This is a genomic window from Mycobacterium sp. (assembly GCF_049683935.1).
Taxonomy (GTDB): domain Bacteria; phylum Actinomycetota; class Actinomycetes; order Mycobacteriales; family Mycobacteriaceae; genus Mycobacterium.
This window is the reverse complement of sequence record NZ_JBAUJR010000150.1, coordinates 22,962-33,988: the sequence shown is the minus strand read 5'-3', so window position 1 is coordinate 33,988 and position 11,027 is coordinate 22,962. Positions and strand designations below refer to the sequence as shown.

14 protein-coding genes are annotated in these 11,027 nt (G+C 65.5%); 9 read left to right on the top strand and 5 right to left on the bottom strand.

The window, feature by feature from the left end:
* Positions 1-255: SDR family NAD(P)-dependent oxidoreductase (locus WA965_RS08660; protein ID WP_526447363.1), on the bottom strand; the 255-nt coding region annotated here is incomplete at its 3' end.
* A 24-nt stretch (positions 256-279) separates the two neighbouring features.
* On the opposite strand from WA965_RS08660, the gene WA965_RS08655 reads away from it, so the two are divergent.
* Positions 280-876, top strand: a complete 597-nt coding sequence (locus WA965_RS08655) for a TetR/AcrR family transcriptional regulator (RefSeq protein WP_526294668.1) — start codon at positions 280-282, stop codon at positions 874-876.
* Between the two features lie 85 nt (positions 877-961).
* Here WA965_RS08655 and WA965_RS08650 read toward each other — a convergent pair whose 3' ends face one another.
* Positions 962-1,861: a LysR substrate-binding domain-containing protein gene (locus WA965_RS08650; protein ID WP_526294588.1), complete on the bottom strand. Its 900-nt coding sequence runs from the start codon at positions 1,859-1,861 to the stop codon at positions 962-964.
* Positions 1,862-1,944: 83 nt separating this feature from the next.
* Between WA965_RS08650 and WA965_RS08645 the strand changes: the two genes are divergently transcribed.
* Genes WA965_RS08645 through WA965_RS08635 form a run of 3 tightly spaced genes read left to right on the top strand, consistent with a single transcriptional unit; the run spans position 1,945 to position 5,451 of the window.
* Entirely contained in the window at positions 1,945-3,504 is a 1,560-nt protein-coding gene (locus tag WA965_RS08645) for a GMC family oxidoreductase (RefSeq protein WP_526294590.1), read from the top strand.
* A complete protein-coding gene (locus WA965_RS08640; RefSeq protein WP_526294592.1) occupies positions 3,501-4,511 on the top strand; it encodes an alpha/beta fold hydrolase in 1,011 nt (336 codons plus the stop codon). Before WA965_RS08645 ends, WA965_RS08640 begins: the two co-directional genes overlap by 4 nt.
* Positions 4,512-4,542: 31 nt before the next feature.
* The gene (locus WA965_RS08635; protein WP_526294594.1) at positions 4,543-5,451 is read left to right on the top strand and encodes an alpha/beta hydrolase; all 909 of its coding nucleotides are present in this window, start codon (positions 4,543-4,545) and stop codon (positions 5,449-5,451) included.
* 17 nt (positions 5,452-5,468) lie between these two features.
* Here WA965_RS08635 and WA965_RS08630 read toward each other — a convergent pair whose 3' ends face one another.
* A complete protein-coding gene (locus WA965_RS08630) occupies positions 5,469-6,047 on the bottom strand; it encodes a TetR/AcrR family transcriptional regulator (RefSeq protein ID WP_526294596.1) in 579 nt (192 codons plus the stop codon).
* A gap of 91 nt (positions 6,048-6,138) precedes the next feature.
* Here WA965_RS08630 and WA965_RS08625 point away from each other — a divergent pair, with 91 nt between their 5' ends.
* Genes WA965_RS08625 through WA965_RS08605 form a run of 5 tightly spaced genes read left to right on the top strand, consistent with a single transcriptional unit; the run spans position 6,139 to position 8,971 of the window.
* Positions 6,139-6,477 carry an SDR family NAD(P)-dependent oxidoreductase gene (locus WA965_RS08625; RefSeq protein WP_526447365.1) on the top strand — a complete coding sequence of 113 codons (339 nt, stop codon included), beginning with the start codon at positions 6,139-6,141 and terminating at the stop codon, positions 6,475-6,477.
* Complete coding sequence (locus WA965_RS08620) at positions 6,434-6,604, top strand: SDR family oxidoreductase (RefSeq protein WP_526294598.1); 171 nt, start codon at positions 6,434-6,436, stop codon at positions 6,602-6,604. Before WA965_RS08625 ends, WA965_RS08620 begins: the two co-directional genes overlap by 44 nt.
* Positions 6,605-6,645: 41 nt before the next feature.
* The gene (locus WA965_RS08615; RefSeq protein WP_526294600.1) at positions 6,646-7,524 is read left to right on the top strand and encodes an SDR family oxidoreductase; all 879 of its coding nucleotides are present in this window, start codon (positions 6,646-6,648) and stop codon (positions 7,522-7,524) included.
* An 8-nt stretch (positions 7,525-7,532) separates the two neighbouring features.
* Positions 7,533-8,555 carry an aldo/keto reductase gene (locus WA965_RS08610; RefSeq protein WP_526294602.1) on the top strand — a complete coding sequence of 341 codons (1,023 nt, stop codon included), beginning with the start codon at positions 7,533-7,535 and terminating at the stop codon, positions 8,553-8,555.
* Complete coding sequence (locus tag WA965_RS08605; RefSeq protein ID WP_526294604.1) at positions 8,552-8,971, top strand: NIPSNAP domain-containing protein; 420 nt, start codon at positions 8,552-8,554, stop codon at positions 8,969-8,971. The genes WA965_RS08610 and WA965_RS08605 overlap by 4 nt, the downstream gene beginning before the upstream one ends.
* 200 nt (positions 8,972-9,171) lie before the next feature.
* Here WA965_RS08605 and WA965_RS08600 read toward each other — a convergent pair whose 3' ends face one another.
* Positions 9,172-9,612, bottom strand: coding sequence for a pyridoxamine 5'-phosphate oxidase family protein (locus WA965_RS08600; RefSeq protein WP_526294606.1), 441 nt, complete (start codon positions 9,610-9,612; stop codon positions 9,172-9,174).
* Positions 9,613-9,722: 110 nt separating this feature from the next.
* Positions 9,723-10,964, bottom strand: a complete 1,242-nt coding sequence (locus WA965_RS08595; protein WP_526294608.1) for a UPF0158 family protein — start codon at positions 10,962-10,964, stop codon at positions 9,723-9,725.
* Positions 10,965-11,027: the final 63 nt, after the last annotated feature.

The following is an 11,027-nucleotide window of genomic DNA, read 5'->3' as shown; positions in this document are numbered from 1 at the left end:
CGACTCGACCGCGGCGTCGACGACGCGGCGAACCTCCGCCTGGCCGACGCCGAGATCCCCGGCGACGAAGGCCGCCTCACCTCCCACGGCATTGATCTCCGCGACGACGGCGTCGCCACGAACCTTGTCGCGGCCGGTGACGACGACGAAGGCTTCGGCGGCGGCAAGCGCCTTGGCGATGGATTTTCCCAGGCCGCCCGTCGAGCCGGTGACCAGTGCGGTGCGGCCCGCGAGGCGCGTATCGTTTGAGTTCATGAGGCCGAGGATGCGCCGATGAAAATGGACCCGCAAGTCCAGAAGCTGACGGCCAAGGGACGCGCCACCCGGCAGCGAATCATCGACGGCGCGGCCGCCGAGATCCGCATCAATGGTGCCGTCGCCACCACGCTCGATCACGTGATGGCACACACGGGAACGTCCAAGAGTCAACTTTTCCACTACTTTTCCGGCGGTAAGGAGCAACTGCTGCTCGCGGTCGCCGAGCAGGAGGCGCAGCGGGTGCTGAGCGACCAACAGCCTCACCTGAGCCAGTTGGTCTCGTGGGCGGCTTGGCAACGCTGGCGCGACGTCGTGGTGGAGCGGTACCGCAGGCAGGGGCAGCAGTGCCCGTTGTCGACAGTGATGTCGGAGATCGGCCGCACGCCCGGTGCACACGCCGTCACCTCGACGTTGATCACCTGTTGGCGCTTGGAGATCGAGGCCGGTGTGCGCGCAATGCAGGCCAGAGGCAAAATCGCCGCGTCCGTCGATCCGACTCTCGCCGCCGCAGCGCTGCTCGCAGGCATCCAAGGCGGGGTGTCGGTACTGCTCAGCACCGGCGATATCGGCTACCTCGAGGCCGCCCTAGATGTCGGCATCGCCAACCTTCGCGCTTAGACAGCTGGGGCAATGGTTGGCGGTTCGTCTGACGTACTCCTTCGCATGTAGTTGGACCCGTCGTCGCCGCGCCGCACCAGTTGTCTTACAGCGCGCGAGCATCAACCGCCGCACCGAGCAGGGCGTCTGCGAGGCGGACCGTAGCCGGCGTCAGGCGGTCAACCGGAAGCGAAGCCAGATACACCTGCCACAGCACATGGTCTGTCAGGTGCACGGACCGCAGGTCACTGAACCCACGAGCTTCTGACGCGGGCATGAAGGCGGTGCCCAGCCCATTACGAACGAGGTCGGCGATCGCAGCGAACCCGGCCGGAACCTCGTACTGCGTGCGGGGTGCAACACCGGCAACGTGAAAGGCTCCGTCCATCAGTCGGCGCAGTCCGAACTCGGGCGGGAACCCCACTAATTCCTCGTCGCCGACATCGGCGAGATCAAGGGTCCCTCGGTCGGCGAACGCATGGTCATCAGGACACACGAAGACCATCGGCTCCTCGAAGAGCAGCCGCATCTCCAGTTGTCGAGGGAAACGGTCCGGCACAGAGACCAATGCGAGGTCCAGCGAGCCCTCCACCAGAGCGGACAGGTACGCCGACGCGCCTGCCTGGCTCAGCCGCAATCGGATTCGGACAAAGGGATGCGCGCGATGGAAGTCCCCAAGCGCCCGGCCGACGTCCATGGGACCGAACGAGATCAGCGACACGAACTCGACTGTGCCCATGAGCGATTGGCGAAACTCGCCGACCGACTCGGCCGCCACGCGACTGACGCGCATCAGCTCGTGGGCGTGGGTGTGGAACCGATCGCCCGCTGCCGTGAGTCTGATCTGCTGGCGAGACCTGTCGAACAACGCGACGCCGAGTTCGCGCTCCAGCTTCGCGATGGACGTCGACAGCGCCGACTGCACGACATGGGCCCTCTCAGCGGCGCGCGTGAAACTCATCTCGCCGGCCACAGCGAGGAAGTGTTCGACCTGCCGCAACTCCACCCCGGTATCCTATCTATTTCATCGATCGCTTCTATTAAAATCAATCGTTGGACTCGATGGATTCCGCACGGTCAGATGGATGCATGCCATTCATCACCTCGCCTGGTCGGTTGTACGACTTCATCGTGTGCGGCGCAGGCACGTCGGGGTCGGTGGTCGCCGGCCGGCTCGCCGAGAATCCCGCCGTGTCGGTATTGCTGGTCGAGGCAGGCGGCACCGATCAGGTGCCCAGCGTCACCGCCGCCTCCCAGTGGCCACTGAACCTCGGAAGCGAACGGGACTGGGGCTTCGCGGCCGTGCCCTCCGCCCACGTGAACGGTCGCGCCGTACCGCTGTCGATGGGCAAGGTTCTCGGCGGTGGATCGAGCATCAACCTGATGGTGTGGGCGCGCGGACACAAATCTGACTGGGACCACTTCGCTTTCGAATCCGGTGACAAGGGCTGGGGTTATGAGTCAGTCCTGGACATCTACCGTCGCGTCGAAGACTTTCACGGCGCCCCTGACCCTGACTACCGCGGCACTGGCGGGCGGATCTACGTCACACCTGCTCCGGATCCGAATCCGTTGGCGCCGGCCACTATCGAGGCCGCTCGGACTGTTGGGATCCCGACGTTCGACAATCAGAATGGGCAGATGATGGAGCGCTCCGCGGGTGCGGCGATCAGCGACATCCGCGCGCGAGACGGACGACGCCAATCCGTCTTCGGCTCGTATGTGGCGCCGGTTCTTCACCAGCCAAACCTCGACATCCTCACCTCGTCGGTCGTCACCCGAGTGAGCTTCAACGGCGACCGGGCCACCGGCGTGGAGCTTCTGCTCGACGGACAAACGCATCGCATCACCGCGAATACCGAGGTCATCCTCTCACTCGGGGCGATTCACACGCCGAAAGTTCTGCTGCACTCAGGAATTGGCGACGAAACGGAACTCCGGCGCGTCGGCATCCCGCTTCGCACTCACCTCCCCGGCGTCGGCCGCAATCTTCAAGACCATCCCGGCATCGACTGCGTGTGGGAGTACAGCGAACCAATGGCCCCACGCAACAACGCCTCCGAGGCCACCTACTTCGCAACCAGCCAACCTGGCATGGATGCCCCCGACCTGCAGACCTGCCAAGCCGAAGTGCCCAAATCCAGCGCCGAGAACACCGCTCGGTTCGGCCTCCCGGAATTCGGCTGGACACTGTTCGCCGGTGTGGTCCGACCCAAGAGTCGCGGCCACCTCGCGCTGCGGTCGGCCGATCCGCTCGACCCGATCGATATCCACGCGAACATGCTCGCCCACCCTGACGATGTCAAGGCCGCCGTCGCCGCCGTCGAACTGTGCCGGGAGATCGGCAACTCCGCACCCCTGCAGCCCTTCGCCAAACGCGAGGTCATGCCGGGCAACCTGAAGGGCGCGGATCTGGAGCGATTCGTCCGCGACGCCGCTTCGAGCTACTGGCACCAAACGTGCACTGCCAAGATGGGACGGGACGCGATGTCGGTCGTCGACGCGCAGCTGAAGGTCTACGGCATCACGGGCCTGCGGATCGCGGATGGCTCGATCATGCCGCGGGTCACCACTGGAAACACCATGGCACCGTGCGTGGTCATCGGCGAACGCGCCACCGACATCATCGGAAGGGAACACGGACTGTGAACAGCTTCAGCAGAAGGGAATTCGGCCTTCTCGCAACGGCGGCCGCAGGAGCCATCACCCTGACGGCGTGCACGTCGACACCCGCCGGCGCAGGCCCGCCGCCCGCTCCGACGCACCCGCTCGGCCCGGTCAAGCAGATCGACGCCGGCGATCTCACCGTCGGGTACGCCGAAGCGGGGCCACCCGACGGCCCACCCGTGATCCTGCTGCACGGCTGGCCCTATGACATCCACAGCTACGCCGACGTCAGCGCCATCCTCGCCACCCGGGGCTTCCGGGTGATCGTGCCCCACCTGCGGGGATTCGGGACGACGCGGTTCCGGTCGACGGACACCGTCCGCAACGGCCAGCAGGCCGCGCTCGCGCACGATGCGGTCGCCCTCATGGACGCGCTGAACATCCCAGACGCCATCCTCGGCGGCTACGACTGGGGCGGCCGCACCGCCAACGCCGTCGCCGCACTGTGGCCGAAACGCTGTACGGGACTGGTCGCGGTCAGCGGCTACATCCTGGTCAACCTGGAGGCCAACCTCGCACCCTTGGCGCCGCAGGCCGAGCAAGGCTGGTGGTACCAGTACTACTTCGCCACCCCGCGCGGTGAACTCGGCTACCGACGCAACACCAAGGACTTCAACCGGCTGATCTGGGCCGACGCCTCCCCGCTGTGGCACTTCGACGACGCCGCATACGACCTGTCTGCGACGGCATTCGACAACCCAGACCACGCCGACATCGTCCTGCACAACTACCGGTGGCGCCTCAGCCTTGCCCCTGGCGAAACCCGTTACGACGCTGACGAACAACGCCTCGCCGGCAAGCCCGCCATCACCGTCCCGACCATCACCATCGGCACCGACTTCGACGGACCCGCCAAGGACGGCAGCACCTACCGCGCGCTCTACACCGGCCCGTACGAACACCGCGTGCTCGACGGGATCGGGCACAACGTGCCACAGGAAGCCCCACAGGAATTCGCGTCAGCGATCAACGACGTCACTCGGATGTGAGAACCCACCGACTTGAACAAGGAGAGCCGGCATGTCAGTCCTGTCCATCCCCGTCGTCGCCGACTCCGTCGCCCGGGTGTTTGCCGCGACGGTCAATCCCACCCCGAAGGCGGCGGTACGCTTCGCCGACATCCCCGGGCGCACCTCGCACACCACGATCCCCACTAGCTACGGCCCGGTCACTGCCACGCTTTACCGCCCACCCTCGGAGGTGGAATTCCCGCCGGTGTACGTCAACATCCACGGCGGCGGGTTCGTCGTCGGACATCCGGAGCAAGACGACCCGTGGTGCCGGTACCTGGCCGCCAACGCAGGTGTCGTGGTGGTGAACCCCGATTATGTGCTGGCTCCGAGATGGCGCTTTCCCGCTGCGCCGCAACAGATCTACGAGATCGTGTGCTGGGCTGCCGAGGCGGCCCGGGACTGGGACGGCTCTCGATTGTGCGTCGGTGGCCAGAGCGCGGGCGGCAACCTCAGCGCCGCGGCCGCCCGACTGGCACTCGAAAGCGGCGGTCCGGCGATCGCATTGCAGATACTGCACTACGCACCACTGGACCTTGTGACACCGACCCGGAACAAGCCGTCCGCGTTAGCCGCGAAAGCTGTATTGAAACCCTGGATGGGCGAAGTGTTCGACACCGCCTACATACCCGATCGGGCACAACGTTCCCACCGGTTGGCATCGCCGGCCTGGGGCGGCAACGCCGACGGGCTCGCGGGTATTGCGCCTGCAGTGGTGGTGACCGCCGAACACGACCGATTGCGAGACGAGGCCCACCGCTACGCCGAAAGGCTCGATGCCGCCGGATCCTTGGTCGAATATCACGAGGTGGCTGGTGTTGATCATGGCTACAACATCATGAGCGGGGCTCTCGACGTCACCGAGCAGGTCTATTCACGCATCGCCGGCCACGTCGCGCTCGCGACGGATTCATCGTGACGATCCGCGCAATGCCGTCAACTCAACGGGGTGTCGACGATGGCTTCGAACACCGATTCCAGTAGTTCGGCAAGCTGAGCGTCGTCGCATTGGTTGAGCGCCCGAGCACCGACCACTCGCCGCATGAGGAGCACTCCGCTGATCACCGACAGCACCACTTCGCTGCGGAGCTCGCGCCCGGGCTCGGGGAGCTGTCGGGCCAGGCGCCGCCCGACGTGCCGCTCGATCGCGTCGCGCACGATCTCGGCGGCGCGCGGATTCGACGCCGACCGCAGCATGATCAGAAACGGTGCGAGTTCCTCGGCAGCCGGATCGGAGCGTGCGACGAGCGCGGCCGCCGCGTCACGCGCCATGGCCTGCGGGTTCTCGGTGATGAACACGGGGGGCGCGAACGACGACTCCACCGCTTCCGCGAACAACTGCTCCTTGGACCCGAAGTATCTATTCACCAGCATGGCGGTGACGCCGGCCTCACCGGCGATCTCGCGTACGCCGACTCCGTCGTATCCGGCGCGAGCGAAATTCCGGATGGCCGAAGCCAGGATCGCCTCGCGGGTGGCGGCGGCATTACGCGATCGAGACGGGCCAGCGGACATGGCCTCACGTTATGGAATAGATAGCGATAAGTCTACGTTCGTATACTGCAGTTAAGTCTACGGGTGTAGATTAGAGGAGGTCGTCGTGGACATGGGGTTGGCCGGAAGACGGGCATTGACCACCGGTGCGAGCACGGGGTTGGGTCGGTCAGTAGCCGAAATGCTTGCTGCAGAAGGGGCTTCGGTTCTCGTACATGGACGCGACCCAGCGCGGACCTCAGCGGTTGCCGGTGGAATCAGCGCTGGCGGCGGCGATGCCGTGGCGGTTCTCGGTGACCTAGCGTCGAGCGCCGGGGCTGCTGCCGTCGCCGAGGCTGCCGGCGAGGTCGACATCTTGGTCAACAACGCCGGTTACTACGACGGTCTGGGCTGGACAGAGCTCAGCGATGACGAGCCCGCATGTGCGATGGACAGCGTGGTTCCCCAATGACATCGGCCGATTCGGCCGACCTGAAGAGATCGCCTCTGCTGTCACTTTCCCTGCCAGCTCGCACGCCGACTACATCAGCGGCGCCGACATCCGCGTCGATGGCGGCACCGTCCGCACAGTCTCCTGAGAAGCCGTACCCCAAACATCAACGTTCAGTTAGGAAATGACATGACCGGTCAATCACAAGTCTTCTTGGTCTCGGGAGCTTCCCGCGGACTCGGGCAAGCCATCGCCGACGCCGCCTTGTGCGCCGGCCACCGTGTCGTCGCGGGCGTCCGCTCGGCGTCGGCCCTGGCCGACCTCGCGGCGGACTACCCGGACCACCTCGCCGTCGTGGAACTCGACGTCACCAGCGACGATCACGTCCGCGCCGCAATCCGCACCGCTGTCACCCGGTTCGGCGGGCTCGACGTTTTGGTCAACAACGCCGGCTACGCCAACATGGGCGCGATCGAGGATGTCGACTTCGACGACTTCCGCAGCCAGATCGACACCAACTTCTTCGGAGTAGTGCGCCTGACCCAGGCCGCTCTACCCGTCATGCGCACCCAGCGCGCCGGCCATATCGTCCAGATTTCCTCGGTGGGCGGACGACTGACCCGCCCCGGCCTGGCCGCCTATCAGTCGGCGAAGTGGGCCGTCACCGGGTTCTCCGGCGTACTGGCCCAAGAGGTTGCGCCGCTGGGCATCAAGGTCACCGTCCTGGAACCGGGCGGCATGCGCACCGACTGGGCGGGCTCCTCCATGCGCATCGACCCGGTGCGCGAGGAGTACGCCACCACGGTGGGAGCCTCGGCTGCCACGAGCACGCCGGCGAACCTCGGTGCCAGCGACCCTGGCAAGGTCGCCGCGCTGCTACTCAAGGTCGTCGACATGGCCGACCCGCCTGCCCGGCTCCTGGTTGGGCCCGACGCATACGCCTATGCCACTGTCGCCGGCCGGGACTTACTCGCCAACGACGAGAAGTGGGAAGCACTAAGCGTTTCCACCGCCGCCGACGATGCCACCAACGATCAACTGGATCCCCTAGGATCCGTCAACCGTTAGGAGTTCTCGTGCTGCCACGCGTCACACTGGGACACTGCGATCTGTCGGTGCACCCAATCGGGTTGGGCTGTATGGGGATGTCGCAGTCCTACGGGCCGACCGACGACGACGCATCCCGGGCGACCATTCACGCCGCGCTCGACCTCGGCGTGGACTTCCTGGATACCTCCGACGTCTACGGCGCTTCCGACATCACCTGGGGTGCAGCGATTCGCGGTTTCGGCCACAACGAAGAACTGATCGGCCGAGCGACAACGGGTCGGCGCGACGATGTGGTGCTGGCCACCAAGTTCGCGGCGAAGATCAACCCCGGTCGCAACGGAATCGCCATAGACGGCCGCCCCGAATACGTCCGGGCGGCCTGCGAGGCAAGCCTGACGCGGCTGCGGACGGGCGTCATCGATCTGTACTACTACCATCGCCTCGACCCGTCAGTTCCCATCGAAGACACTGTCGGTGCGATGAGCCAACTGGTCGAGGAAGGCAAGGTCCGCGCCCTCGGGCTCAGCGAGATGGGGCCAGAACAGATTCGCCGCGCGCACACCGTGCACCCGATCACGGCGTTGCAGTCCGAATACTCACTGTGGGAGCGCGGCGTCGAGAACAGCGTCACAACAACCTGTCGCGAACTCGGCATCACACTGGTGCCCTACAGTCCGCTGGGCAGGTCCGCGCTGACGGGCCGGCTGAAGTCCGGTGAACGCTTCGAACGCGGTGACTTCCGTGCCACCAACCCCAGGTTCTCCTCGGCCAACCTCGAGGCGAACCTCCAGCCCGTCGAGGAGCTCATCGCGATGGCAGAGGCCAAGGGTTGCCGCCCAGGCCAACTCGCCCTGGCGTGGCTTCTCGCCCAGCCCCTCGACATCGCACCGATCCCCGGGACGAAGCGGGCGGAGTTCGTTCGCGAGAACCTCGCCGCCACCAGCGTCGCGATCAGCGCGGACGAGGTCGCTCACCTCTCCGAGACCTTTGCGCCGGGTCGCATCAGCGGCGAGCGGTACGCCCCGGTGCACGCCGGTACCGTCACATGACCTCGCGCACGACCGGTGAACAGCTGATGAGCCGACGGGAACCGCCAGTCCGTCGGCGCGAAGGCGTCCGAGAGGTGCGTCAGGAAGGACTACCCACGGTGATGGAGCTACACACCTATACATTGGTCAGCGCAGATGCGCTGCATCGCTACACAACAAGCTTCTGGCCCCGCCACATCCAAAGCCTACGCAGGCATGGCATCACCGTCCACGGCGTGTGGATCGATGCCGGAACGGACGTTCATCGAGTGCTCGCGCTTGTCGGCTACCCGCCGGGTAGCGACCCTGTCCGCCTTGCCGAAAGCTACCGAGCCAGTGTGGAGTTCGTAGAGGACCACGCGAACTTCGAACTCTCGCTCATCAACTCGGCGCAGACCACCACGCTTGAACCGATTCCGGGTTCACCACTTCTGTAGCGTCGGGTCGTTCTTCTGGGGGCTGTTCGACCTGGCGGTGCGACTGATCAGCTTTCCTCCGCCGGTCCAGTGAAGCGATCGTCGGCCTGCCGGCACGTTCGGCACTGGCGGAGTACCTACAGATCGAGTCATCGGCAGCAGTCTCGCACTCGACGCAAGGCCTCGAAGCCGGTGGGCCGAGCTGGCTTGGTTCGGCGAAACTAAGCCTGGTCTGAGGTTGAACTCGCGTAATCCCAAGACAAGGTCCTAACGGGTGTCATGCGGATGTAGGCGGCGCCCGGTCTGGGTGCAGTGGGCCATTCGGACTCTGGCACGCCTCGTGCCCGGGCACCGTCTCGAGCGAGCTGAAGCGCTTCGCTCGGTTCGCGAACAATGCGGGCGTGACCTTGGAACATCACGCCCCGGATATCTGCCATGCTGGAGCCATCTTCGAGCAGGACACTCACGTTCGGGTTGCTTTCGACGTTGGCAACTTTGCGTGTCCTGTCTCGCACGCCCATGATGATGTCGCGGCCAAGGCGGAAGTATCCCAGGGGTACCGCGTGCGGGAATCCATCCTTGTCTATGGTGCTCAACATCGCCCACCCCGGACGACTATCGAGATACGCCTCAATTTCTTCGTCACTGAGTTTCCTTGGCATGAAAAGAGGTTAACAAGAGCGCCATCGGCGCTTGCGTGGCGAATTGGCAACATCCAATTTGGTCATAGGCGTTGCAGCAGAACGAGCCGACGCCCGGTCTGCGTCGTCTCTCAACCCACGCGGATTCCCTCGCCGGCGAGGAACGCGCGGGCACGACCCCGTTGGCGGTCGGCTGAGAAGGCGTGCCACTGTTCGGCGAGACCCTCCTGGTGGACGATGTCACGGAACCGATGGAACGCGCCTTTGCCCTCGATCGCCCGCTCCAGCCGCTCCCGCAGCGTCGAATCATGTTGCCGCTCGCCGAAGGCCGCCATGTCACGCCAGCCGTCCCGCGAGCCGGCGCAGTCGAACCGGAGCCAACGGTTGGGATCCGCCTCCACATCGACGGCGACGTCGTCCCCCACCATCATCGGGTCAGTACTGCTTTCATCGAGCACGCCCCCGGTGCCCAGGTCGAGGTAGCCCCCGGTTGACATGGCCAGATCCCCCTCCAGTGCGGCACCGAGCATCTCGATGTCGACCGGCACCACCCGCCCTGCGAGCGGCTCGCCGCGCAGACACGCGAGGAGGTCCTCGGCCAGGATGTCGTCACCTGTGGCGCCGCGCCAAGTCAGCCGGTTGATGACCGACAGCGTCACCGGCTCAGCCTGGTCCCGTCGCTGTTCGAGTGCCATCGGAAGGCCCTCGCCTACCTGTTGCAACACGTCGTCGACATCGTGTCCTATCACCCCGGCGAGAAAGCGGCCTGAATCTCCTGTCGCCATAGCTGCACGCAGCTCGCGCAGGTCGATCGAGGGCGCCTGCTTCAATGCGGGCCACGCTCGCAGCAGCATCGGATGCGGCTGCGTTGGTCTGCTCGGAACTCGGCTCTGCCCGTCGTCTTCTGACCAGCGGCGCCCGTACTGGTCCGGGATGCTGCCCCATCCCCAGAAAGGCAGGGGCTTCCTGGGCGTGATTCCCAACACGTCCACTGGGTCGACCTTGTCGGCGCCGACCACACAGCGGTGGATCCAGTCGTCGCCCAAGTCGAAGGTGAACTGGAACTCTGCTTCGGGCCCCACGACCCGAGCAACCTTGGCCGTCTCGATGTCCACCGACTCCGTGATGGGCCCACCGATCGACCCAGCGATCTCCGCCCCAGTCTCCGCGTCGGTGACCACTCGTCCATCAGCGAGGTTGAACATCGACAGGTGAGACCTGTCCCACCTGGCGAAGGCGTCGTTGATGGCATTCGCGAGGTCCATGAACGTGTGTGACGGTCCGACTGCGAAGACGCGGCCGGGCCAAGGCCACAAGTCCTCACCGCGCCCGCCGAGCAACTCCACCGTTATCGACAACCACGTTCGTGCCATCCCCCGAGGATCGCATGCGGGCCGCCGAACGTCAGGTGCCTTCGCGTGTCTACCCGGGGCGTT